Genomic DNA, 24391 nt, shown 5'->3' on the forward strand with positions numbered 1-24391 from the left:
TTTGCTTCGGCCGGGGGTGTCCAGGCAAAGCATCCCGTTCGAGTCCCCGCGGTGGTCCGCCATCCGCGGGTTTTTCGTACCCGGCGGCCTTCGGCGTCGCCGCAACGAATCCCGGATCCTCCTCATCCAAGGTCACGCCAAGATATGTCGCCCAACGCGCCCGCCGACCATCAGCACGACGACGTCATGTACCCCTCCGCAATACCGTTCGTGCTGGTCCATCTTGGTTGCTTTGCAGCGATCTGGTCAGGCGTCACCTGGCAGGCCGTCGCAATCTGCGGTTCGCTGTATGTCGTGCGCATGTTCGCCATCGGCGCAGGTTACCACCGCTATTTCTCGCACAAGTCTTTCGCGACCGGACGGGTATTTCAGTTCATCCTGGCCTGCCTCGCGCAGAGCACCGCGCAGAAGAGCGTGTTGTGGTGGGCGGCCAAGCATCGGCACCATCATCTGCATTCCGATACCGAATTGGACGTGCATTCGCCGCGTCAGCGCGGCTTCCTGTACAGCCATCTCGGCTGGATTTTTTACCGGGAGCACGACGCGACCGACCTCGTGAAAGTCGGCGATCTCGCTGCCTATCCGGAGCTGATGTGGCTGCATCGGCTGGAGCTGCTGCCCGCCTTTGTCCTTGCCGCGCTCTGCTTCCTGGTCGCGGGGTGGTCGGGTCTGGTGGTCGGCTTCCTGTGGAGCACGGTGCTGGTCTATCACGCGACCTTCTGCATCAACTCGCTCGCTCATGTGCATGGACGCAAGCGCTACGTGACGGGCGACGATTCCCGCAACAACTGGCTGCTGGCGTTGTTCACCATGGGTGAGGGCTGGCACAACAATCACCACGCCTACCAGAGCAGCGTACGGCAAGGCTTCCGCTGGTGGGAAATCGACGTGACCTTTTACATCCTGACGATCCTGTCCTGGTTCGGCATCGTCTGGAACATGAAGGCGCCGCCCGAACAGGTGCTGCGCAACGAGCAGCCGCTCGGCGCACGGGTCATCAACCGGGCGGCGCGCGATCTTGCCGCACGGTTCGATGCGCAGACGCTCGCGCACGCGATTTCGTCGGCGCGGCGCCGGGCCGACCTCGCCCAGATGCAGTTGCCGACGCTGCAAGACATCCTCAACCGGGCCCATGAAGGTGTCGATGCGCTGACACATCTTCATCTGCCGAAGATACCGACCCGCGATGAGTTTCTCGCCGAGGCCAGGGCGATGTTCGCGCGAACGCGATCGCTCAACGAGATCGTCGACCACGCCTACGAATACTTCCTGGCATCGGTTCGCGCGCAGCTCGCCACGGCGAGCTGACGGCGACGCGCTGAACTTCTTCCGGCTCTATGCGGTGTGCGGGCGGCCTGACCGGGCTCGCTTGCGCAGGCTGAGCGCATAAAGCCAGCCGGCAGCCGCGACGAGGGCGGGAACGACGAAGAGCGCGAAATCGCGGAGCAGGCTCATGGTTCGATATCCGCTGTCGCAAACGCGATGGCGCGCCTGAGCGCGAATGCAGCAAGCTGATAGAGGGCGAGGCTGAGAATGACCATCCAGGCGTTACCGACCACGAGTTCCGGATAGAATTTGATCTCCGTCGGCCAGCCGTTGAGGAACGCGATCACGAGCGGCACCGAGGCACCGTGTCGATCGAACAGCACGGAGGCGCGTTCGAGAAGAGCGATCCGTTGCCTGATCTGCCTGTGTTCCGCATTCGTCATGGCCGTACCCGTCGATGCGCGCGGAAAACGCGCGCTCAGGGCTTAGTCGAGGCTCGCGCGGATCGGGTTCTACGGTGCCTGCACATCGGCATGGACCACTCCGCAAAACGCGCGTCCACCGGGACAGAGGCGAAAATGGCAATCGCGGTCAGCTGCGCAACCACCATAGACGAGCGCGATATAGCCCAGCACCGCAAACGCGGTGACGCCGAGAAGCAGTCGGGTGCGGAGGTCCATCCGTTTTGGTGTTGGTGAATCGTGCGCTGGTTCGGGAGCTCGATCTGCGCCCCAAAGCCAAACCGCCCGCCTGCGGGGTTCGCAGGCGGGCGGCTCGGGGCCATCAGGACTTTTGGGGGCATGCGCCTGAAGGCTTTGAGAGGCGTCAGCGTCCGGATCAGCTCTGCGGCTGGTCGGTCGGCGGCGGGGTCGGACGCGTCTTGTGCTGGGCCATGAACTGGTCGAACTCTTCCTTGTCCTTGGCGTGACGCAGACGGTCGAGGAAGTTCTTGAACTCGACCTGCTCCTCCTCGAGCCGCTGCAGCGTTTCAGTGCGGTATTCGTCGAAGGCGCGGTTGCCGCTCGAGGGCGGCCCGAAGCCGAAGCCAAAACCACGGCGCTCCATGCGGCCGCGCATGCGGTCCATCTTGTACTGCATCCGCTCCATCTTGTTCTGCCAGCGGTCCTGATTGCTCCAGCACGACATTCTTCTGCTCCCGAGTGTGAAAAAGAGAAGGGCAAGTCCGATCGGCCACCACAGGATGAAGCCGAGGATGGTCACGGCGATCCAGCCGGGATGCCAGGGCGTCTCGAGCATGCGGGGACGCTCGTAGTGTTGTTCCGAAGGACCGCGCCAGCGATTGACATCAGCGGTGTAGGCCATCTCCATCTCCATCACGGCACCAGCGCCGTTGTGAATGTAAATAACATTTACATAGCTAGACCATCTCGTCATTTTGTCAAGCTGGCCGCCTGACAGTGCGGGCGAATTATTTGCGCAATTTTATTTCGGCTTGCCCCAGGGACCGCCGGCCGGCACGCCAGAACCGGAGGATGCCTCCGGTGGCACCGGCGGCGGCTCGGCGCTCTTCGGCGGCGGGGGGCGCCGGTCGGTCGGGAAGCCGAGGCCGCGCAGATAGATCAGCACCTCGGCCTCGAGCAGTTCGTCCGGCGACATCGGCAGTTTTCGTCGCGCGGCGTCGCCGCGGGAAAACAGCGAGGCCACGCCATGCGCCATCGACCAGATGTGCAGCGCCATCATCATCGCCGGCGGCCGCGGCATGCCTGGCGGCGCCAGCGCCGCGAGGCGCTCGGCGGCGGCGCGGATGATGTTGAAAGCGCGCTCGCTGGCGGCCTGAAGCGCCGGATTGGCGTCGACCGGCACGCCCGACTCGAACATTGCATTGTAGAAGGCCGGCTCCTCGCGGGCGAAGGCGAGATAGGCCCGGCCGACGCGCTCGAACGCGGTGACGGTGTCGGGCCGGCCGTCGTCCCAGGCCGCGGTCAACCGCGCCTCGAACTGTTCGAAACCACGCTGCGCGATCGAGGACAGCAACTCCTCACGGTCGCGGAAATGCCGGTAGGGCGCCGCGGCGCTGACGCCGGCCATGCGCGCGGCATCGGCGAACGTGAAGCCGGCCGCGCCCTTCTCGGCGATCAGCCCGAGGGCGGCCTGCAACAGGGCTTCCTTCAGATTGCCGTGGTGATAGCCGCGCTCGGCGCGGCGCGTCTCCTTGCGCCAGCTCATGTGAACGAGCTTTACATGAGCCGGCGGTGAAGGTCACTAGCGGGAAGTGCTGTTTGATGAACGATGCGTTCCGTCGTTCCGGGGCGCCTCGGAGCGGCAGACCCGGAACGCGGGAATCCAGCCTACCGGCCCGGGATCGGCAGGACCGGCATGACTTCAACGGACTCGCCCGGGAAGATCGCAAAGTGCGGATGGTTCTTGAACAGCTCCGCGGCGGCCTCCTGCGAGGCGGCGCGCACCACCGTAAAGCCGGTCAGCGCATTGCTGATTTCGGTCACGCCGCCGGCGTCGATTTTCCGGGTCTTGCCGAGCGGGCCGCCCAGCTCGACGATGGCGGCCTTGTGTTTTTCGACCCAGCCGTGCCAGGCAGCCATGCCCTCCTGCTCCTTCGCCTTGCGCTCGGCCTCAGGCAGCGCCTGCCAGGCGGCCATCTTCGGGCCGCTCATGCTGCCGAGATAGACGGCGAGGAATTTGTGTTCGGTGCTCATCGGCTTTCTCCTTTGATCGATGATTGACGACAGCCGCGCATTTATCGCGGCCGCTTTCGCTACTCCTTCAGGTCGGCGAATCCGGCAGCGGCGGCCTGCACCTCCGGCGAAAAGTCGGCCATCTCCTGCACCTGCCGGATCTCGATCAGTTCATTGGCAGAGGCCGGGCATTGCCTGGCCCAGGCGATCGCCTCCGCACGCGAGGCGACCTCGATCATCCAATAGCCGCCAAGGACCTCCTTGGCCTCGGCGAAGGGACCGTCGGTCACGATAGGCTCGCCGGTCGCAAACGAGACGCGCGCGCCCATCGAGGGCGGGTGCAGGCCGTCGAGTGTGATCAGGACGCCGGCGTCCTTCAGCGCTTCGTTGTAGCGCATCATCGCGGCGACGCGGTCGGGATCGAGCTGGACGTCCGGCGGCGCGGTCTCGTAGCCGAGCGGGATCATCAGCATCATGAAACGCATGGAAAGTTCCTCTTGCTACGTCGTTCCGGGGAGCGAGGCGGATGACCGGAATGGCAACGGTGCCGCTGTAAGACGAGCGACCCGTTTCGGAACCGACATCGGCGCGAACATTATTTTGAAGGCCGTCGCACGCGATCATCCGACGAACCGGCCGCCTTGCGTTGTGCCGCCAAATCGACGCCGCGACATCGCCCACTGAACGCGGAGATATTTTTCAAATTGCGCCCGTAGAATTACGGCCCCGACGCCGCCGTTATATGAATTCCGCCATGCATATGAATCGAGAATGCTTGCAACTTGAACGAGATGCATGCCGCGGGAGACACCACGGAAATCGCGCAGGCCTTTGCAAGGGTTTACAGTTGCTCAACGAGCCTATGCAACTTTTTCTCTAAGCGAAAGGTACGTTCGAACCGCCTTCGAGATCTCACGGAGCATCACGTGTTCAATTTCCAGAACAAGAAAGTCCGGCACGCGGTCGCGGAGGTCGAGGCGCTCGATCGGTCGCAAGCCGTCATCGAATTCGATCTCGACGGCACCATCCTCGACGCCAATGAGAACCTTCTCAAGATGAGCGGCTATTCGCTCGCCGAGATCAAGGGCAAGCATCACAGCATCTTCGTCAGCCCGGCCGAGCGCGAGAGCGCCCGCTATCGCGACTTCTGGGCCAGCCTGAACCGCGGCGAGTTCCAGACCACGCAATACCGGCGCTTCGGCAAGAACGGCAAGGAAGTCTGGGTCCACGCCTCCTACGCGCCGCTGCTCGACGAGAACGGCAAGGTGGTCAGCTTCATCAAGTTCGCCACCGACATCACGGCCTACAAGATGCGGACCCTGGAGGACGCGGGCAAGATCGCCGCGATCAGCCGCGCCCAGGCCGTGATCGAGTTCAACATGGACGGCACCATCGTCACCGCCAACGAGAATTTCCTCGCCGCGGTCGGCTACGCGCTCGACGAGATCCAGGGCAAGCATCACAGCATGTTCGTGACGCCGGAGGATCGTGCCAGCGCCGCCTATGCGGATTTCTGGGCACGGCTGAACCGCGGCCAGTTCGAGGCCGCCGAATACAAGCGGATCGCCAAGGGCGGCAAGGAGATCTGGATTCTCGCAACCTACAATCCGATCCTCGACGAGATGGGCAGGCCCTTCAAGGTGGTGAAGTTCGCGACCGACGTCACCGCGCAGAAGATGAAGGCGGCCGACAATGACGGCCAGCTCGCCGCGATCCAGAAGTCCCAGGCCGTGATCGAATTCAACATGGACGGCACGATCCGCACCGCCAACCAGAACTTCCTGAACGCGATGGGCTATTCGCTGGCCGAGATCCAGGGCCAGCACCACAGCATGTTCGTCGAGCCGAACGAGAAGAACTCGGCGGCCTACCGCCAGTTCTGGGAGACGCTCAATCGCGGCGAATACCAGGCCGCCGAATACAAGCGGATCGCCAAAGGCGGCCGCGAGATCTGGATCCAGGCGTCCTACAACCCGATCTTCGACCTCAACGGCAAGCCCTACAAGGTGGTGAAATACGCCACCGACATCACCGCGCAGGCGATCGGCCGCAAGAAGGCCGACAATGCCCGCGGACTGATCGAGGCGGTCGCAGCCGGCAGCGAAGAAATGAGCGCTTCGATCCGCGAAATCTCCGAGACCATGGCGAAGTCGCGCGAGAACTCCAAAGTCGCGACCAGCCGGGTCGACGCCGCCGACGGCCAGGCGCAGAAGCTGAACGCGGCCGCGCAGGCCATGAGCGGCATCGTCGAGATGATCTCCGGCATTACCAGCCAGATCAACCTGCTCGCGCTGAACGCCACCATCGAATCGGCGCGCGCCGGCGAAGCCGGCCGCGGCTTTGCCGTGGTCGCCTCCGAGGTGAAGAACCTTGCGAGCCAGGCCAAGCAGGCGACCGACACGATCACATCCGAAATCGACGCGCTGAACACCATCTCCGGCGACGTCGCCAGCTCGCTGACCGCGATCAAGGTCGCGATCGCCGGCGTCAACGAGTTCATCGCCACCACTGCCGCGGCAGTCGAGGAGCAGAGCGCGGTGACGGCCGACATGTCGGCCAACATGCAGCGCGCGTCGGCGGAGCTGTCCTAGGCCAAAGCTCTCACGGCATCCGGCGCGACCAGCGCCGGATCGTCTGGTCGCCCATGCTTCGGCCCCCGAGCGCGCAGCGGATCAAGGCTTGCGCTTCTTCTTCGTTGTCCTCGCGGAGCTGCCGGCCTTGGCCGATTTTGCAGCCTTCGGCTTCTTTGCAGCCTTGGCGTTTTTGGTCTTCTTGGTCTTCTTGGTCTTCTTGGCCTTCTTGGCCTTCTTGGCCTTCTTCTTCTTGGGCTTTGCACCGGGTGCACTTGTGAAGACGACATCCAGCGTGATCACCCCGTCGTCTCTCAGATCGATGTTCTTGAGAGTGATCCCTGATTTGGTCCCGGGGAACGACGTCGACACGGAGCCGCTGTCGGAAAGCTCGAAGCAGTGCTCCGAGCCGGGAAAGGGATCCCCGGCATCACCTTGGTTGCCGTCGTTGGGATTGTCCAGGTCGTTGCTGCCATCGGCCTGCACAAGCGACAGCCCGGATTTGGTTTTCGAAAATTGCTCTTTGGGCTCGTCCACCTTCCAGACCAGCAATCCCTCGCCCGGAAGATCGAAATCGAAGCCGGCCTTCTTCCTGTTCTCGAGCAGCAGATATTGCTTCGGCTTGAATTTGGGGCTCACGACCTTGAATATCCGCCCAACGCCCGCCGTATAGGGTTTTATGGTCAGCTTCGCCGACGCTTCGATCGTTTGCGCCGTGATCCAGCCGTGCTGCAGTTTATGGAGAGGCGCTGGATGTGCCGGACGCGCGCCATCCCCGTTGTAGGACCCGCCAGCCATCAGATCCCAAATGCCGGTACCGTCCCAATACGTTCCATCTTCGTCATAGTTCGGGTCGTAGAAATCCTGCCACTCGAAGGCCAGGTGGCCGAGCTCGTGGGCGCAAACACCCACTTTGCAGTCGGCTGGCACCGTCAAATAGATGGTGGCGGAAAGATCCGGTGCGACCTCGACCGCGTTCTTGAGGTTCCACTTATGCGACCAGATGTGCTTGCGCTGCATTGCTACGGTCGGCATGACCTCGGCGCCGCGCCCGGAATGGATGATAAACAGCGCAGTCACGATGCCGCGTCCAAACTTGTCGAGCGATGCATCGAACTTGACGTTGGCAGCGAGCGCAGCGTTGACGGCGTCCTCGGCTAGTCGCGGCGCATTGTGCGGATAGCTATTCCATTCCGTTCCGGATTCGTTGTTGGTGTAATACGAATATGGCTGCGGCATCCGCAGCCAGCCATCGACTGAACCGGTCACATCGAGTTTGCCGTGGCTCACTTCTCCGTAGAAGTCACGCATGCTGCCGGTCGGGTATTTTGCCTTTGAGAACAGAAGATCCTCGTAGTGCACCCGGTCCAACGTTCCCGGCCGATCGGGAAAATCCACCAGCAGCACCTTGACCTTCACTTCACCTGTGACGGCCTGACTGGGAATGGCGAGCTTTTGCGGGCCGCCCGGCGTCGGGACGAACTGCGCCTCGTCGTCCATCCCGACCATGCCCACGGACGGGTCGGTGAACCCGATGCTGAGAAGGTAATCCGCGAAGGACATCTTCTTGTATTGGGCGGATCGCTTGTACTCCATGTACAGCGACGCCATGACATCCGGAGCCGGCGGAACCCTGCAGGCGAATGCGTGATTGTTTCCGCAGCGGCAACTCCATCTGCTAGCCGATGCCATCAGCTTCATGATGCGTCTCCGTGAAATCGATTTTGAAAATAAGCAGGAATTGTACAGGAAATAAATTCGACCAGAGATAGTTGTACTGCATCGGATCGCGGAAGGGCACTCGTCCGGAGACCCGGAGGCGCGATAGTTTGTCGCGTCTCGCCCCGGCTTTCATGGTAGGGAGACTGCCTCAATTCCCGAACGATGGATAAGCCATGCCCGCCTCTCCGCAAAAAGTCGCTCTCGTCACCGGAGCCGCACGCGGCATCGGGCTTTCGACGGCGAAGAAATTTCTCGCCGAAGGCTGGCGCGTGGCGCTGCTCGACATCGAGGGCGAGTTGCTCGGCAGTGCCGTCGCCGAAATCGACCAAAGCGAGACCACGCTGGCGCTGACCTGCGACGTCTCGGATGCGGCGGCCGTCGATGCCGCGATGACGACGCTCGAGCAGAAATTCGGCCGGTTGGATGCGCTCGTCAACAACGCCGGCATTGCCGTGTTCGCGCCGCTGATGGAGACGTCGGAGGCCGACTGGCGCCGCGTGCTCGAGGTCAACCTCACCGGCCCCTTCCTCTGCGCCAAGGCGGCGGTGCCACTGATGCGCGATGGCCACGGTGGCGCCATCGTCAACGTCACCTCGATCTCGGCGGTACGGGCCTCGACGCTGCGCTCGGCCTACGGCACCAGCAAGGCGGGCCTTGCGCACCTGACGAAACAGCTCGCGGTCGAGCTCGCTTCCCTCAACATCCGCGTCAACGCGGTGGCGCCGGGGCCGGTCGACACCGCGATGGCAAAGCAGGTGCACACCAGGGAGATCCGCGCCGACTATCACGACGCCATTCCGCTCAACCGTTACGGCCTGGAGGAGGAACTCGCGGAAGCGATCTATTTCCTATGCTCGGGAAGCGCGAGCTACATCACCGGCCAAATTTTGGCCGTCGATGGCGGCTTCGATGCGGCCGGCATTGGCCTGCCGACGCTGCGCGGCCAACGGCGGAACGGATAGGCACGGAAATTGTAGGGTAGGCAAAAGCGCGCAAGCCTCCTGCACACCCTCTCCCCAATCTTGTGATGCCATGGGTGGGCACACTGCGCTTAGCCCTACGGAACCGAAGTCGTGGAGAGTTCATGCGACCCATCATCGTCTTCAAAGCCCTGATGCTCGCATCCGCGCTGCTTGCCGCCGGTTCCGCGGCGGCTGAAATACGCATCATCCAGTCGCCGGGCGGCCAGGTCGGGCCGTTCCTCGATCTGTTCGAGAAAGTGCGCGAGAGCGGCGAGCGCGTGGTGATCGACGGACCCTGCCTGTCTGCCTGCACGCTGGTGCTGAGCGTCGTGCCGGGTGAGCGCATCTGTGTGACGAAACGCGCCGTGCTCGGCTTTCATGCGGCGCGATCGGTCGATCGGCGTGGCCGCTTCTATGCCGAACCGGAAGCATCCGACGCGGTGCTGCAGGCCTATCCGGGCCCGGTGCGCGACTGGATCAGCCGCCGAGGCGGACTCTCGTCGCGGTTGCTTCTGTTGAAGGGACGCGACCTCACTGCGATCTACTCACGCTGCCGGTGAGGATCAGGTGGCCTGCCCGGGGCGTGACCGGCTTGCACCCGCTACTGTCCGACGAATAGGCAGTTCTGCAAATTTCCGCGCTCCTAGAGCGTTTCACATTTTGATTGAAGCATAACCGGCGTTAGCAAAGTAGTTGGCGCATTCGCGTGGTTGGATGTCCTGGACGAGGTGACCGATGTGGCGCCAAGTGTCCTCGATGGTGCGCTTCTGAGCTTGCCGCATCCAGTGTTTGATCTTGGAGAAGGCCTGTTCGATCGGGTTGAGGTCGGGCGAGTACGGCGGTAGGTACCATAGCCTGGCGCCAGCCGCCTTGATCATCTGCCTGACGGCTTTCGACTTGTGGCTTCCGAGATTGTCGAGGATGACGATGTCGCCTTCGCGCAGGGTCGGCAGGAGAATGTGCTTCACGTAACCGCGGAAGCATTCAGCGTTGATCGGGCCGTCGAAGACGCAGGGTGCCGTGAGTTGGTCATGGCGGAGCGCGCCGAGGAATGTGAGGGTACGCCAGTGCCCGTGCGGGGCGAAGCCGCGCAGGCGGGCCCCTTTGGGTCCCCAGCCTCGCAAAGGGGCCATGTTGGTCTTGATCCAGGTCTCATCGATGAAGACGAGCCGGCCCGGATCGAGCCCGGCCTGCCAGGATCGCCAACGCTGGCGCCTACGAGAGACGTCTGCGCGTGCCTGTTCGAGGGCGAACAGTGTTTTTTTGAAGCGCAGCCCTTCCCGGCGCAGGAACAGCCAGACTGCGTTGTGCGAGACCTTGACCCCGCGGGCTGCCAGTTCCGCCTTCAGACCATGCAGCGTCAGGTGCGGCGTCTGAGTGATCCGCTCGACGATGAAGGCGCGGTGCGGATCAAGCACAGGTTTGCGGTGACCGCCCATCTTGCCAGGCGCTACCGAGCCGGTTGTTCGATAACGCTGCGACCACTTCACAACTGACGAGACCGCAACGCCAAACCGTTCTGCCACGGATCGGCAGCTCTCACCTTTGGCAACGGCGGACACCGCGCGCTTACGTAAATCGTTGGAAATTGGTCGGACCATCGGATGCTGGCCTCCAGCCCAGCCAGCATCTTGAATCATATTCGCCCCAGCTCCGGAATCCCTTCCGATTCAATAAATCTGTGAACCGCTCTAAGCGCTGATTCCGCTCAACCGCTTTGCAATGACTGCACAATTTACGCGGTTTTCGGCTTTTCCCGAAGGACTATGATGGTGCCGGCCGGACTGAGCCGCGGCGGCGTCACATCTCAGCAGTGGTCAAAGATTAGAATGGTACCGCTTTTTCAGGACGACTCAGTTTCAAACGGCTCGCGCACCATGCAGCCCATCGATTTTCGCTATCGCCTGTCGGACCAGGGACGCATCGTCCTTGGCCAGCTGAGCTCCGACGAAACCGTCGAGTTCGAACTGCTGTCGCGCCGCGACCGCGAGGGCCTGATGGACCTGCCATCCGAGCTGCGGCTGCTCGAGCTTTATGTGAAGTATACCGGCTCGGGGGCGGAGGCTACGCTTGCGTCGTCGGAAACCACCTGGCGGATCGGAGATCCGCCGCGACGACGGAGGCCACGAACAGCGCGGCCGCGCAACTACGTTCTTTCGATGATTGTGCTCGCGAGCGTCAGCTTCACGCTCATCGCATTGCTCATGAGCTGACAGGGTCTTCCGAGCCAGCAGGCCAAGCGCGTCGGCGAAAGTGCCGCCGGTCACTCGCTCGTCGGGCCTAAGTGAGCCTCTGGATCATCTGCGCCAATTCCATGCTCGCGCAGATGAGCATACCCCATAGTGCAAAATTGATCTGCAGCGCCGCCGCCATCGGTCGCTCCCCTTCCAAATCACGTCCGCCCCAGTTTGTCGAATTTATGAAAGAATGATTAGCGATTCTGACACGCAGTTCACAGCCTAATATTGCGCCAGTTGTTGTGCGATGCGGTCCGTATCATTTCACGAAGCGGCCTCACTGCACTCGCAAATTGATGCGAAGCAGCACTTCATGTTCGGCCATGCCGGCCACGCCCGTTTCCCTTAGTTCCATTTAACCGGCGCGATGCAAACCTTCCCGCGCGGAGTTTGCGAGTCGCGTACCGCACCGAGGGTTCGGCATGATGCGACGCGGCTTCGTCTTGCTCACTTTTTGCGCAGCGCTCATGGGATGCGCGGCGGCGCCGGCGCAGGAGCATCGTCCGATCGCATGGGACGGCTTCGGCCAGAACCCGAACCGGGCCCCCAACCGCACCTCCGTCACAAAGCGGCGCGCAGCGAACCCCGCGCCCCCGCAGGAAGATTCCAATCAGGAGCGCCAGAGAGTGCTCGGCACCTTGCGCCCGTACTCCGAAGCATGGTGGGCTGTCCATGACGAGATCGAAGCGGAGAACGACAGGCAGCTCGGCACCAAGCTGGTGATCTGCCCGAGCTGCGTGCAGTCGCCGCCGTCCGGCGAGGACGTGACCGGATCGATCCGCTGAGAGGCACATTGCCTGTCGCCCATGAGGTGACGCCCCCTGCCTGCAACGAGTGAGAGGGATCGTCGCTTGAGGCATCAGGCCGGCGTGCCCCGTCACATTCCCTCTGCCGGGCAGTTCACCATCCAGGGAATGCCGAACTTGTCGACACACATGCCAAAGCCTTTGGCCCAGAAGGTCTTGCTGAAGGGCATGGTGACGGTGCCGCCGTCGGCCAGCGCGTTGAACTTGCGCTCGCCGTCCGCGGGGTCTTTGACGGTGAGCGAGATCGAAAAGCCCTGCGGCTTGTTGAAGTGCTCGGCGGGAACGTCGGAGGCCATCAGCACCGTGCCGTCGGGCAGCGACATCCGCGCATGCATGATCATCTTCTCGCGGCCGGGCGCGGCAGGCATGTCAGGAGGCGCGTCCGATGAACGCATCATGGCGTCGATCCTGCCGCCCAGAACCTTGGCGTAAAAGTTGAAAGCCGCTTCGCAGGTGTCTTGATAGAACAGATAGGGATTGAGCATGGTTTCTCTCCTCTTGGTCTTCCTTCGGGAGTAAGCCTCGTTACTTCTCGCTCAGCTTCTTCAGGCTGGCGAGGCCGGCCTCGAAGTCCTTGCCGATCATGTTGTCCATGTTGATGAACACCTGCATCACCTTGGACATGAATGGGGCCGGACCGTCCATCGCCCATGTGACCTGTGTGGCATCGCCCTGCGGCACAAAAGTGAACTCGGCGGTGTTGTGGCCCTCGAACGGACGCTCGAAATCGAGCTTGATGCGCAGCTTCGACGGAGTGCTCGCCTCCAGAATCTCCATATGGCCGGCGCCGACATTGTTGTTGCCGTCCCAGGCATAGGTCGCTCCCTTGCCCTGCGCTGCTCCGCCGTAGGTGCGCTTCATGGCGGGATCGCGCTTCTCATAGGGCGACCAGCCTGTCCAGCGACGGAAATCGGCGACCTGCGGATAGATGGCATCGGCCGGCGCCTTCACTCTGAGGCTCCGTTCGACACGGAAGCTGTCGGGCTTGGTGAAGGCAAAGGCGAGGACGGCCACGATCCCGACCGCAAGCACGAGAGCGATGATGGCGATGGCTTTCAGCATGAAGGACTCCCTGGACACGGGCTGAGGACGAAGGGGAGAGGTCGGGGCCGACAATTAGGAACGGGATTTTTCGGCGTCCTTCACCGCATGACGATGCGGACACAGCCTGCCCTATTTCGCCTTCGCCCCCTGCTTTGCGTTCCCGTTGGCGCCCTCGGGCTGATTGTCCCGGATCAGCCGGTCAATATGCATGCGGATGTGGGCGGCCTCGGCCGAGGTGTTGGCGAGCGCGATGGCACGGTCGAAGGCGATGCGGGCTTCGTCGTTGCGGCCGAGCTGCATCAGGAAGGCGCCGCGTACGCCGTAGAAATGGAAGTAGTTGGCCAGCTTCGGCGCCAGCGGCTCGATCAGGTCGAGGGCTGCTTGCGGCCCGCGCACCTTGGAGACCGCGACCGCGCGGTTGAGCGTCACCACCGGCGAAGGCTGCACCACTTCGAGCGCACCATAGAGCAGGTCGATCTGCGCCCAGTCGGTTTCCTCCGGCGTCGACGCACGCGCATGCAGCGCGGCGATCGCGGCCTGGATCTGATAGGGTCCGCTGCGGCGATGTCGCATCGCCTTGTCGATCAGCGCCAGCCCCTCCGCGATCATGTTGCCGTTCCACAGCGAACGGTTCTGGTCCTCCAGCAGGATCAGCGAGCCGTCCGCGGCGAAGCGCGCGGCGCTGCGCGCATGCTGCAACAGGATCAGCGCCGTGAGCCCCATGATCTCCGGCTCGCTCTGGAACAGCCGCAACAGCAGCCGCGCCAGCCGGATCGCCTCCTCGCATAATGGCTTCCTGATCTCGGCGGTGTCGCCGCTTGCCGAATAGCCTTCGTTGAAGATCAGGTAGATCATGGCGGCGACGCCGGCGAGCCGCTCGGAGCGCTCGACCGCGCCCGGCGTCTCGAACGGCGTCCCGGCCTCCGCGACTTTCGCCTTGGCGCGGGTGATGCGCTGCTCCATCGCAGCGTCCGAGACCAGGAAGGCGCGCGCGATCTGCTTCACCGTCAGGCCGGAGACGATGCGCAGCGCCAGCGCAATTTGCTGCGTCGCCGGCAACTGCGGATGGCAGCAGATGAACATCAGCCGCAGAATGTCGTCGCGATAGTGTGAGCCATCGAGCCGCTCGGCGAGTGCGCCCTCGGCATCGTCGAGATCGGAGATCGCCTGGTCATCGTCCGGCAGCGGCGCCTGCTTGCGGGCGCGGCGCACCTCGTCGATCGCGACGTTGCGGCCGACCATGATCAGCCAGGCCGCTGGATCGCGCGGCGGGCCATTCTGTGGCCAGGTCTTGAGCGCGCGCAGGCAGGCGTTCTGGAAGGCCTCTTCGGCGGTATCGAGATCGCGGAAATAGCGGAGCAGCGCGCCCACCGCCTGGGGTCGCGCCGAAGTCAGCGCGGTCTCGATCCAGCCGGTATCGGCCTCGCTCACGCCGAAATCCCTCCGGGCCGGAACACGCCGACCGGACGCACCTCATAAGCGCCACCGGGATTGGCCGCACCAAGGTCGCGCGCCACGTCGAGGGCGTCGTCGAGGTTCTTGCAGTCGACGATGTAGAAGCCGAGCAACTGCTCCTTGGTTTCGGCATAGGGGCCGTCGAGCACCAGCGGCGGGTCTTCCTTGCGCAGGGTCGCAGCCGCCGTGGTCGGCAGCAGCCGCGCCACCGGTCCGAGGCGGCCTTGGCTCGTGAGCCTCTCCTGCACCGTTGCGAGCTTCTTCATCACGGCCTCGTCCTGGTCCTTGCTCCAGGAGCCGACGAAGTCCTCGTCATGATAGCAGAGGATCGCATAAAGCATGGGCAGCCCCTTCCCTGAACGCTTGTTTTGAAGACGATCCAATATGCCTCGCCCCGACAGGGCTGCGGAAAAAATTTGCGAGAAAAATCCGTCGGATCGTGCCAAGGAGGGCGACCAAAAGCGGAACCTTATGAGGCACTTCGAATGACCATGGGCACACTGGCCGTCCTGATCAACAGCACGCAGCAGAACTGGCTGCCGGAGCGCTGGAAGGCCCGGTTCGACGCGGTCTGCGGCGGCCGCCGCGTGGTGCTGCTGCCGGATGCCGGGCTCGATCCGGCCGAGGTGCACTATGCCGCGGTGTGGAAGCCGGTGCCGGGCGACCTCGGCGCCTTCCCCAATCTGCGGGCGATCTTCAATCTTGGCGCGGGCGTCGATGCGCTGATGGCGGACAGGAGCCTGCCTGATGTGCCGCTGGTGCGCGTCGCCGTGCCTGATCTGACCAACCGCATGACCGAATATGTCGTGCTGCATGTGCTGATGCACCACCGCCAGGAGCTCTACCTGCGGGACTCGCAGCGCGCCAGGCGCTGGGAGCCGAAATATCAGTGGCCGGCGAGTGCGGTGACGGTTGGCGTCATGGGATTGGGCACGCTCGGTGCCGATGCCGCCGACGTGCTGCGCCGGCTCGGCTTCCGCGTCACCGGCTGGAGCCGCAGCCCGCGCACGATCGCGGGCGTCGAGTGCTTCCATGGCACGACGGGAATGGATGCGTTCCTGCGCACCACCGACATCCTGGTCTCGCTGTTGCCGCTGACGCCGGATACGCACGGCATCCTCAACCGCGACGTCTTCACCAAGCTGAACCGCAAGAGCCCGCTCGGCGCGCCCGTCCTGATCAATGCCGGCCGCGGCGGCCTGCAGAACGAAGCCGACATCCTGGCCTGCCTCGACGACGGCACGCTGGGCGCCGTCTCGCTCGACGTGTTCGTTCAGGAGCCGCAGCCCACGGACAGCCGGTTCTGGACCCATCCGAAGGTGGTGCTGACGCCGCACAACGCCGCCGACACCGACGCGGATGCGATCTCGGCCTATGTCGCCGAGCAGATCACGAGATTCGAGGCGGGCGGCGCGCTGGAGAACGTGGTGGATCGGGCGCGGGGGTATTAAGCCCGCCTCCTCCGATCCGCCGGTATCTCGTTCATCCTCTCTTAGCGAGAAGTTGTTAAGCGTTATAAACCAACGCTTGACCAATGGATCGGACATGCGCGCGAACCTCGGACTCAGGATGCGGATCACGGTCGCGCTAGCGGTGACGGCGGCAGCGACAGCGCTGTTTGCCGTGCTGGGAGCGATGTGGATCATCGCCGGAATCATCGACCGCGCCGACCAGCGCGAGCTGCGCAGCCATTACGATGCCCTGCAATCGCGCATCACCGAGGAATCCCGTCGTGCCGCCGCGATGAGCGCCGTCGTAGCCGCGATGCCGGCGACGCAGGACGCGATGGCGAAGCAGGATCGCAACGCACTGGTCGGCCTGTTCGGGCCGGTCTTTGCCGCAACCAAATCGGAATACGGCGTCGAGCAGTTTCAGTTCCATCTTGCGCCGGCGACCTCGTTCCTGCGCGTGCACCAGCCCGCGAAATTCGGCGACGACCTCTCCGGCTTCCGCAAGACTGTCGTCGCCGCCAACCAGGACCACAAGGTGGTGGTCGGCCTCGAAGGCGGTGTCGCTGGCCTCGGCATCCGCGGCGTGGTGCCGATCGCGCAAGGAGGCAGGCATCTCGGCTCGGTGGAATTCGGCCTGACCTTTGGCCAGTCGTTCCTCGACGACTTCAAGGCCAATCGGCACGTCGATGTCGCCTTCCATCTCTCCGACGGCTCGAGCTTCAAGCTGTTCGGCGGGACGCTGAAGGGCAAGAGCTTCTTCGATGCGGCCGACTATGGCCGCGCCACCGGCGGCGATTTCACCGTGCGACAGGCCAGGCTCGACACGACGCCGGTCGCAGCCCTGCTCGGACCGATCAGGGATTTTTCCGGCAAGCCGCTCGGCGCGGTCGAGCTGGTGATGGACAATGCCGATTACGAGGCCTCCGCCGACCGCGCCTGGATGCTCGCGATCGGAATTGCTGGGCTCGGGCTCGTGCTGGCCGGGATCGTCGGCTATCTGATCGCCCGCAGCATCTCGCGGCCGATCCTGTCGATCACATCGGTCATGCGCGAGCTCGCGGAGGGGCGGCTCGACGTTGAGGTTCCGGTCAGCAAGGCGAATGACGAGGTCGGCGCCATGGTGAAGGCGGTCGCGGTGTTCCGCGACAATGCCGTCAACTTTGGCAAGCTCCAAGCCGATCAGCTCGAGGCCAAGGCTCACTCCGAGGCGGAGAAGCGGCGCGCGTTCGCCGCGCTCGCCGACAATTTCGAGGCCAGCATCCGCGACGTCGTCACCACGGTGTCCTCGGCCGCCGTCGAGATGGAGCACACGGCGCGCTCGATGTCGGCCATCGTCGCGCAGTCGCGCGAGCAGACCCGCACGGTGTCGTCGGCCTCGGCGCTGGCCTCGGAGAACGTGCAGACGGTCGCAGCCGCGGCGGAAGAGCTGTCTTCGTCGATGACCGAGATCGGCCGCCGCCTTGCGCACGCGACCGAAGTGGTCGGCAAGGCCGCGAGCGACGGGCGGCAATCGAATGCGCGGGTCCAGAGCCTTGCGGATGCCGCGCAAAAGATCGGCGACGTCGTCTCATTCATCAACGGCATCGCGGGGCAGACCAATCTGCTTGCGCTCAACGCAACCATCGAGGCCGCGCGCGCGGGTGAAGCCGGCCGCGGCTTTGCCGTGGTCGCCTCCGAGGTGAAGGCGCTGGCGACCCAGACCGCCAAGGCGACCGAGGAGATCGGTGCGCAGGTGACGGCCGTGCAGGGCGAGACGTCAGGCGCGGTCGAGGGCATCCAGTCGATCTGCGCGACCATCCAGCAGGTCGACGAAATCTCCGCCGCAATCGCGGCGGCCGTCGGCCAGCAGGGCACGGCGACGCAGGAGATCGCACAGAACGTGCAGCAGGCCGCCGCCCGCACTGGCGAAGTCTCGCATAACATCGCGGGCGTGACCGACGGCATCGCGGCGACGGGGACAGCCGCGGAAGAAGTGTTGGGCTCGGCGATCGAGCTGTCGAAGCAGTCGCAGCGGCTGCGGGACGAGGTCGATCGTTTCCTGGCGCAGATTCGCGCGGCGTAGCGAGGCGCGACCTCAAACTCGGTATCGTCTCCGCCTGGTGGGCAATTGCGCACGGGCGCGGGGACAACAGCTCAGGTTTTAACGCCTGCCCCCACCATCACATCGATCGCGCCCTTCACGATCGCCTCCAGATCTTTCCGTGGGACACGCGCGCGCGAGCGGATGGCGATGGTGTGCACGGTGGCTGACGCGACCTGCGCCAGCACGGCGGGATCGGCGCTCTCCGGCAACTCACCCTTCTCCTTGGCTTTGCGGAAGCAACTCGCAAAGGCCTTGTCGAGTTCGTTCAACCCATCGAGCACCATCGCGCGGATCTCGGGATCACCCACCGCTTCGGACGCCGCCGTCACCACCGTGAAGCAGCCGCGCGGGCCGGCTTCGCCGGAGAGATAGATGTTCAGCGCGGAGGCGAAGATGCGCTCCAGCCTCCGGCGCACCGGCATCTCCTGGCGAAAGATCTCCACCATGGCCGCGCGCGCTTCCTCGCGGTAGCGCTGATAGCTCTTGATGTAGAGTTCGCGCTTGTCACCGAAGGCACCGTAGAGGCTCGGACGGTTCATGCCGGTGGCTTCGCTCAGATCGTCGAGCGAGGTCGCGGCGAAGCCCTGCTTGCGAAACAGGTCAAGCGCCTTGCCGAGCGCGATTTCGGGTTCATAGGAGCGCGGACGACCGCGGCGTTTGGGCGGAGCGGCAGCAGCTGGCGACTTCGAATTTTGTACCATATCGCAAATTAATCCTTGACCGGGCATATATTATGCAAGACAGTACAAAAATCAATCTGGCCAGGTTGAGATACTCCAAAAATCACATCGAGGAATTGTCCCAGGAGGCCCAAGATGGATGTTTATTTCTCGCCGCTCGCCTGTTCGATGGCGACGCGCGTCGCGCTGTATGAAGCCGGCGCCGACGCGAACTATCTCGAAGTCGATCCGCCGACCAAGACGGTGCTGAACGACGGCACCGATTTCCGCACCGTGAATCCGATCGGCCTCGTGCCGACACTGCGCACCGACGAGGGCGTGGTGCTGACCGAGAACGCGGCGATCCTGCAATATGTCGCGGATCGCTTCCCGCAATCCGGCCTTGGCGCCCCCGCCGGCATCGATCGGACGCGGCTGCATCAATGGCTGTGCTTCGTCGGCACCGAGCTGCACAAGGGTCTCTTCCTCCCGCTGCTCGACCGCAAGGCGCCGCAGGAAACCAAAGCCTATGCGCTGGAGAAGAACCTGTCGCGGCTCGATTATCTCGACAACTACCTTGGGGGACGCGATTTCCTGCTCGACCATTTCAGCGTCGCGGATGCCTATCTCGTTACGGTTATCAACTGGACCATGGCGACGCCGCCGATCGAACTGGCGAAATGGCCGAACGTGAAGGCCTATTACGAACGCCTGCGTCAGCGGCCCTCGGTGGCGAAGGCCATCGCGGAGGAGTTCGAGCTGTACAAGGCCGAGCTGGCGCGGAAAAAGGCGGCGGCATAAGCCTGGAGAAGCGAAGCGCCGTCCCGGCCGCAACGCCGGGGCGGCGCGCCTCTATCCGTACAGCACCCGCGGCAGGATCGTGACGATGCCGGGCCAGAGCGCCAGCAGCAGCACGAAGCCGACCATGATGATCAGATACGGCATCGTGACGCGGGCGATGTAGCCGAGGCCGTCGTCGGTCAGGCCCTGGATCACGAACAGGTTGAAGCCGACCGGCGGGGTGATCTGCGCCATCTCGACGGCGAGCACGAGGAAGATGCCGAACCAGATCTCGTCGAAGCCCGCCCCCTTCACGATCGGCAGCACGATCGGCAGCGTCATCACGATCATCGAGAAGCCGTCGAGGAAGCAGCCGAGGATCAGGTAGAAGACGATCAGCACCACGATCAGCATGAAGGGCGACAGGCCGAGACCCTTGACGAAGGCCGCGACCGCCTGCGGGATACCGAGGAACGCTGCGGCATTGCCGAGGATCGAGGCGCCAAGCACGATCAGCGCGATCATCGAGCAGGTGACGACCGAGCCGATCAGTACGTCGCGTACAACCTGTTGCGACATCGAACCTTGCGCCCAGGCCACCAGCGCCGCGCCGAGCACGCCGACAGCGGCGGCCTCCGACGGCGTCGCCAGCCCGCCATACATCGAACCGAGTACGCAGGCGATCAGGAACAGCGCGGGCGCGAGGTCCTTGAGCGCAGCGAAGCGTTCGGCCCACGGCACCTGCGACAGCCTGGCCTCCGACTCCGGGACCAGCGTGCGGTCGAGCGTCGTGTGCAGCATCACCCAGCCCATGAAGCTGCCGGCCAGCAGCAGCCCGGGCAGCACGCCGGCCGTGAACAGTTTCAGGATCGAGACATCGCCGAGCACGCCGTAGATGATCAGGATGTTGGACGGCGGAATCAGGAAGCCGAGCGTACCGGCGCCGGCAAGCGAGCCGATCGCGATGTCGCGGGAATAGCCGCGGCGCGTGAGCTCGTTGAGCGACATGCGCCCGATCACCTGCGTGGTCGCGGCCGACGAGCCCGAGATCGCCGCGAAGATGGTGCAGCCGATCACGTTGACATGGAGGAGGCGGCCCGGCAGCAGCCCCGCCCACGGCGCGAGCCCCTGGAACAGCGAACGCGACAGCTTGGTGCGGAACAGCAGCTCGCCCATCAGAATGAACAGCGGCAGCGCCAGCAGCTCCTGCGTGGTCAGGATGTTCCAGGCGTATTGCGGCAGCAGCTTGTCGAGTGGGATCGAGCGGAACATCGCGAGCAGCAGCGTCGCGGTGAGCGCGAGAGTGAGGCCGATCCATACACCGCAAGCCAGCAGCGCAAACAGAATCGCGAACAGGGCGACGACTTCGACGGTCATGCGATCTTGAATCCGGGAGCGAGAAAGGCGTTCATTCGACGGGAGAGGCCTTCATGCGGTGATCCTCCAGGGGAAGGCCGAACACGGCCTGGATCGCGCGCGCCAGGAATTGGAGCGTCAGCAGCAGCATGCCGAAGGTCACCACCGCCTGCGGAAACCACAGCGGCGTATCGCTCGAGGTCGAGACCTGGCCGCGCACGAAGGCGCTCCAGGCGAATTTTCCCATCGACGAGGTCAGGAAGGCCATGAAGGCGAAGCCGGCCGCGGCCGAGAGTATCTCGAGCGCGCGCTGCGCGGGGAGCGGCACGTTCTTCAGGAGCAGCACGACGCGGATGTGGCCGCCGACGCGCAGCGTCATAGCGGCGCCGAAAGTGAAGGACGCCGCCATCAGGTAGGAGGAATATTCCCAGGCGATCGAGATCGTCGGCGGGAAGAACGACAGGAAGTTCGAAAGGAAACGGGTTGCAACCTCGCACAGCATCAGCAGCGTCAGCATGAGCAGGCAGCCGCCGCCGATCCAGCCGTCGAGCCGACCGAGACGGTCGATGCCGTCGAGCAGGATGCGCAGCGGCGCGGGCGCCGCTGCGTTGAGACTTTGCGGAGCCGCAGGCGAAACGCTGACCATGATTGATCTCAGCGTTTCATTTCGGCCAGATAGGCCCGCACCGGCTTGTCGGCCGCAGGTACGCGCTTGAGGAAGGCTTCGAGCTGCGGCGCGGTCTTGGCCCGGATATCCGTGATCATCGCCTGCGAGACCGGCACCACCTCCATGCCACCCTCCTTCAGGCGGTTGAGGCTGTCGACGTCGGCCTTGAGCGAGTTCGCCCAGAAAGCCGGCTCCATCTTCGCCGCCGTATCCGCGACGAGCTTCTGCTGGTCGGCACTGAGCGCCTTCCAGGAATCGAGATTGACGGTGAGCATCTGCGACGACCAGACGTGGTTGGTCGGGTAGACGTATTTCAGGAATTCCCAGAACTTGCCGTCGACGCCCGACACCGCGGAGGTCGAGACGCCGGAGACCGCGCCGGACGCCAAGGCCGGAATCGTCTCGCCCCAGGGAATCATGATCGGCGCCATGCCGATCGCAGCCAGCATGTCGACGGCGCCCTTGTCGGGCACCCGGATCTTGATGTTCTTCAGGCCGTCAACGTCGGCGGTCTTGATCTTGAGGTGCAGGTACTGCGTCGGCCAAGGCACGATGTAGAGGATTTTCTGGTTGTTGCGCGCGGCAACCTTCTCGTATTCGGGCCGCACGTATTTGTGCAGCACCTTGAGTTCGTCCATCGAGCCGCACAGGAAGGGAATGCTCTCGACGCCCATGAAGGGCTCGTCGCCGACCTGCTGGATGTTGAGGACGTCGGCGAGCGGCACCAGGCCGTCGCGTACGGCACGCAGATGCTCGGGGCCCTTGAAGCCGAGCTGGCCGCCCGCCTTCACGGTGATGGCGACCGAACCGCCGGTCTGCTTCTTCACCTCTTCGGCGAAGGCCATCGCGTTCTGGGTGTGAAAATTGCCGTCAGGCCAAACCGTCGACATGTCCCAGCTCACGGTCGCGGCCCGCGCGCGGGTCGAAATGTGGCCGGCGGCGAGCAGCGTCGCTGCGCCTGCAGTGAAGTTACGTCGCGTAATCATAGAGCCCCTCCATTTACCAAACGTACTGACGCGTCACCGCGCATAGCCATAAACTGCAACCGCGTTGTCGGCAGACACGAGGCCGCTTTCGATGTCGTCATCGACCGCCGCGCGATCGCGCTCGGCGGGCGCGCCGATGCCGGCCCCGCCGGGGTCAGCACGACGAGACGATCATCCGGCGGCACTTGCTGAAAGCCCTTGCCGCGCAGCTTCTTTCCCGACTTCAGGCCGACATAGCCGGCCTCGCCGTTCTTGCCGCCATCGCGGCCGCGCGGTGGATGATCGATGCGATCGAACGCCGCCAGAATATCGAACGGCGCATCGACGCCGCTGCCGACCTCGATGATCTGGCCGAGACCGCCGCGAGTGCGCCCTGCCCCGCCGGAATCCGGACGCAGCTCCTTGCGCCAGAAGATCAGCGGCGTCTGCGTCTCGGCGATCTCGACCGGCGTGCCGCGCACGCCGCTCGGATAGGCCGTGGCCGACAATCCGTCCTTCGCAAAGCGGGCGCCGGTGCCGCCGTTGCTCGTCACCGCCATCGAGAATCCGTAATTGCCGCCGGCGCCGGAGCGCGTCTGTCCGCGCACATTGAGATTCCACAGGCACGAGGTGCCCTCGGCCGGCACGCGCTCGGGAATGATCTGGCGCAGGCAGCCGAACACGACGTCGGGCAGCATCTGGCCGATGATGTGACGCGAGGCGACCGGCGCCGGCTTCGGCGCGTTGAGGATCGCCCCCGAAGGCGCGGACACTGTCAGCGGCGAGAGCGAGCCGGCATTGTTCGGGATCTGCGAGGCGACGACGCAGCCGAGGCCGAACACGGTATAGGCAATGGTGTAGGACAGGGGCACGTTGATGCCGAACTTCGAGGCGGCAGAGGTGCCGTCGAAATCGACGTGGATGCCTGTGTCAGAAATCGTCAGCGTCGCCGCCAGCGTGACAGGCGAATCATAGCCGTCGACGACCATGCTGTTGCGCCATGTCCCCTTCGGCAATTTTGCGATCTCGGCGAGCACGGCCTCGCGCGAGCGGTCGCAGATGTAGTCGCCGAGCACGTCGAGCGTGTCGATCTCGAACTCGGTCATCATCTCGACCAGGCGCTCGCAGCCGACGTCGTTGCAGCCGGCGAGCGAATAGGTATCGCCCTCGGTGTCGATCGGCAGCCGCGTGTTGGTGCGGATCATCGCCATCAGCGTCTCGTTGACGACGCCCTGGTCGATCAGCTTCAGCATGGGAATGTAAAGCCCCTCCATGAACACGTCGGTGGCGTCAGGACCGAAGCCGATGCCGCCGATATCCATGAGATGGCTGGTGCAGGAGAACAGCGCGACCGGCTTGCCGTCCTTGAAGCAGGGCGTTGTGACGACGAAGTCGTTGAGATGGCCGGTGCCCATCCAGGGATCGTTGGTGATGTAGGCGTCGCCCTCCTTCATCGTCTCGATCGGGAACTGCGCGATGAAGTGCTTGACCGATTCCGCCATCGAGTTGACGTGCCCGGGCGTGCCCGTCACCGCCTGCGCCAGCATCCGGCCCTTGAGGTCGAACACGCCGGCCGAGAGGTCACCGCATTCGCGCACGATCGGGCTGAAGGCGGTGCGGAGCAGCACCTGCGCCTGCTCCTCGACCACGGCGATCAGCCGGTGCCACATGATCTGGAGATCGATCAGGCTCGCGCCACTTGCCTTGCTCATGA

The 24391-nt window shown here is 64.0% G+C and carries 24 protein-coding genes and 1 pseudogene; 9 read left to right on the forward strand and 16 right to left on the reverse strand.

Going from position 1 to position 24391, the window contains the following annotated elements; translation table 11 throughout:
* Positions 1-144: 144 nt before the first annotated feature.
* Positions 145-1308: an acyl-CoA desaturase gene (locus ACQ86E_RS09115; RefSeq protein ID WP_431205101.1), complete on the forward strand. Its 1164-nt coding sequence runs from the start codon at positions 145-147 to the stop codon at positions 1306-1308.
* Positions 1309-1451: 143 nt separating this feature from the next.
* Here ACQ86E_RS09115 and ACQ86E_RS09120 read toward each other — a convergent pair whose 3' ends face one another.
* The 5 genes from ACQ86E_RS09120 to ACQ86E_RS09140 all read right to left on the reverse strand — a co-directional run bounded on the left by ACQ86E_RS09120 (position 1452) and on the right by ACQ86E_RS09140 (position 4405).
* Positions 1452-1709: a hypothetical protein gene (locus ACQ86E_RS09120; protein WP_431205102.1), complete on the reverse strand. Its 258-nt coding sequence runs from the start codon at positions 1707-1709 to the stop codon at positions 1452-1454.
* Positions 1710-2103: 394 nt separating this feature from the next.
* Positions 2104-2589 (reverse strand): DUF2852 domain-containing protein, encoded by a 486-nt coding sequence (locus ACQ86E_RS09125; RefSeq protein WP_431205103.1) that lies wholly within the window; start codon positions 2587-2589, stop codon positions 2104-2106.
* Positions 2590-2709: 120 nt separating this feature from the next.
* Positions 2710-3453, reverse strand: coding sequence for a TetR/AcrR family transcriptional regulator (locus tag ACQ86E_RS09130; protein WP_431205104.1), 744 nt, complete (start codon positions 3451-3453; stop codon positions 2710-2712).
* A gap of 122 nt (positions 3454-3575) precedes the next feature.
* On the reverse strand, positions 3576-3941 hold the full coding sequence (locus tag ACQ86E_RS09135; protein ID WP_431205105.1) for a YciI family protein: 366 nt from the start codon (positions 3939-3941) through the stop codon (positions 3576-3578).
* Between the two features lie 59 nt (positions 3942-4000).
* Entirely contained in the window at positions 4001-4405 is a 405-nt protein-coding gene (locus tag ACQ86E_RS09140; protein WP_431205106.1) for a YciI family protein, read from the reverse strand.
* Between the two features lie 441 nt (positions 4406-4846).
* On the opposite strand from ACQ86E_RS09140, the gene ACQ86E_RS09145 reads away from it, so the two are divergent.
* Complete coding sequence (locus ACQ86E_RS09145; RefSeq protein WP_431205107.1) at positions 4847-6511, forward strand: methyl-accepting chemotaxis protein; 1665 nt, start codon at positions 4847-4849, stop codon at positions 6509-6511.
* 81 nt (positions 6512-6592) lie between these two features.
* Here ACQ86E_RS09145 and ACQ86E_RS09150 read toward each other — a convergent pair whose 3' ends face one another.
* On the reverse strand, positions 6593-8191 hold the full coding sequence (locus ACQ86E_RS09150; RefSeq protein WP_431205108.1) for a M6 family metalloprotease domain-containing protein: 1599 nt from the start codon (positions 8189-8191) through the stop codon (positions 6593-6595).
* Between the two features lie 194 nt (positions 8192-8385).
* Here ACQ86E_RS09150 and ACQ86E_RS09155 point away from each other — a divergent pair, with 194 nt between their 5' ends.
* Both ACQ86E_RS09155 and ACQ86E_RS09160 read left to right on the forward strand, forming a co-directional pair.
* Positions 8386-9174 carry an SDR family NAD(P)-dependent oxidoreductase gene (locus ACQ86E_RS09155; protein WP_431205109.1) on the forward strand — a complete coding sequence of 263 codons (789 nt, stop codon included), beginning with the start codon at positions 8386-8388 and terminating at the stop codon, positions 9172-9174.
* 122 nt (positions 9175-9296) lie between these two features.
* Complete coding sequence (locus ACQ86E_RS09160; protein WP_431205110.1) at positions 9297-9734, forward strand: hypothetical protein; 438 nt, start codon at positions 9297-9299, stop codon at positions 9732-9734.
* 93 nt (positions 9735-9827) lie between these two features.
* Here the strand turns inward: ACQ86E_RS09160 and ACQ86E_RS09165 are convergent, their stop codons facing one another.
* Complete coding sequence (locus ACQ86E_RS09165) at positions 9828-10775, reverse strand: IS630 family transposase (protein WP_431206431.1); 948 nt, start codon at positions 10773-10775, stop codon at positions 9828-9830.
* Positions 10776-10940: 165 nt separating this feature from the next.
* Here ACQ86E_RS09165 and ACQ86E_RS09170 point away from each other — a divergent pair, with 165 nt between their 5' ends.
* Together ACQ86E_RS09170 and ACQ86E_RS09175 are read left to right on the forward strand one after the other, a co-directional pair.
* Positions 10941-11387 carry a hypothetical protein gene (locus ACQ86E_RS09170; RefSeq protein WP_431205111.1) on the forward strand — a complete coding sequence of 149 codons (447 nt, stop codon included), beginning with the start codon at positions 10941-10943 and terminating at the stop codon, positions 11385-11387.
* Positions 11388-11833: 446 nt separating this feature from the next.
* Entirely contained in the window at positions 11834-12196 is a 363-nt protein-coding gene (locus ACQ86E_RS09175; protein WP_431205112.1) for a hypothetical protein, read from the forward strand.
* Between the two features lie 92 nt (positions 12197-12288).
* Here the strand turns inward: ACQ86E_RS09175 and ACQ86E_RS09180 are convergent, their stop codons facing one another.
* The 4 genes from ACQ86E_RS09180 to ACQ86E_RS09195 form a co-directional block, all read right to left on the reverse strand.
* Entirely contained in the window at positions 12289-12702 is a 414-nt protein-coding gene (locus tag ACQ86E_RS09180; protein ID WP_431205113.1) for a VOC family protein, read from the reverse strand.
* A gap of 40 nt (positions 12703-12742) precedes the next feature.
* Positions 12743-13279: an SRPBCC family protein gene (locus ACQ86E_RS09185; RefSeq protein ID WP_431205114.1), complete on the reverse strand. Its 537-nt coding sequence runs from the start codon at positions 13277-13279 to the stop codon at positions 12743-12745.
* A 111-nt stretch (positions 13280-13390) separates the two neighbouring features.
* Positions 13391-14692, reverse strand: a complete 1302-nt coding sequence (locus ACQ86E_RS09190) for an RNA polymerase sigma factor (RefSeq protein ID WP_431205115.1) — start codon at positions 14690-14692, stop codon at positions 13391-13393.
* Positions 14689-15057 (reverse strand): YciI family protein, encoded by a 369-nt coding sequence (locus ACQ86E_RS09195; protein ID WP_431205116.1) that lies wholly within the window; start codon positions 15055-15057, stop codon positions 14689-14691. The genes ACQ86E_RS09190 and ACQ86E_RS09195 overlap by 4 nt, the downstream gene beginning before the upstream one ends.
* A 144-nt stretch (positions 15058-15201) precedes the next feature.
* Here ACQ86E_RS09195 and ACQ86E_RS09200 point away from each other — a divergent pair, with 144 nt between their 5' ends.
* Both ACQ86E_RS09200 and ACQ86E_RS09205 read left to right on the forward strand, forming a co-directional pair.
* Positions 15202-16167, forward strand: a complete 966-nt coding sequence (locus ACQ86E_RS09200; RefSeq protein WP_431205117.1) for a 2-hydroxyacid dehydrogenase — start codon at positions 15202-15204, stop codon at positions 16165-16167.
* Positions 16168-16261: 94 nt separating this feature from the next.
* The gene (locus tag ACQ86E_RS09205) at positions 16262-18229 is read left to right on the forward strand and encodes a cache domain-containing protein (RefSeq protein WP_431205118.1); all 1968 of its coding nucleotides are present in this window, start codon (positions 16262-16264) and stop codon (positions 18227-18229) included.
* Positions 18230-18300: 71 nt separating this feature from the next.
* Here ACQ86E_RS09205 and ACQ86E_RS09210 read toward each other — a convergent pair whose 3' ends face one another.
* The gene (locus tag ACQ86E_RS09210) at positions 18301-18951 is read right to left on the reverse strand and encodes a TetR/AcrR family transcriptional regulator (protein WP_431205119.1); all 651 of its coding nucleotides are present in this window, start codon (positions 18949-18951) and stop codon (positions 18301-18303) included.
* A gap of 114 nt (positions 18952-19065) precedes the next feature.
* Between ACQ86E_RS09210 and ACQ86E_RS09215 the strand changes: the two genes are divergently transcribed.
* A complete protein-coding gene (locus ACQ86E_RS09215; RefSeq protein ID WP_431205120.1) occupies positions 19066-19710 on the forward strand; it encodes a glutathione binding-like protein in 645 nt (214 codons plus the stop codon).
* Positions 19711-19761: 51 nt separating this feature from the next.
* Here the strand turns inward: ACQ86E_RS09215 and ACQ86E_RS09220 are convergent, their stop codons facing one another.
* The 4 genes and pseudogenes from ACQ86E_RS09220 to ACQ86E_RS09235 form a co-directional block, all read right to left on the reverse strand.
* Entirely contained in the window at positions 19762-21066 is a 1305-nt protein-coding gene (locus ACQ86E_RS09220; protein WP_431205121.1) for a TRAP transporter large permease, read from the reverse strand.
* Between the two features lie 31 nt (positions 21067-21097).
* The gene (locus ACQ86E_RS09225) at positions 21098-21691 is read right to left on the reverse strand and encodes a TRAP transporter small permease subunit (RefSeq protein ID WP_431205122.1); all 594 of its coding nucleotides are present in this window, start codon (positions 21689-21691) and stop codon (positions 21098-21100) included.
* 8 nt (positions 21692-21699) lie between these two features.
* Positions 21700-22698, reverse strand: a complete 999-nt coding sequence (locus ACQ86E_RS09230; RefSeq protein WP_431205123.1) for a TRAP transporter substrate-binding protein — start codon at positions 22696-22698, stop codon at positions 21700-21702.
* Between the two features lie 33 nt (positions 22699-22731).
* Positions 22732-24389: pseudogene (locus ACQ86E_RS09235) on the reverse strand (hydantoinase B/oxoprolinase family protein).
* Positions 24390-24391: the final 2 nt, after the last annotated feature.

The organism is Bradyrhizobium betae (assembly GCF_050632175.1).
In the GTDB taxonomy this organism is placed as follows: Bacteria; Pseudomonadota; Alphaproteobacteria; order Rhizobiales; family Xanthobacteraceae; genus Bradyrhizobium; species Bradyrhizobium betae_B.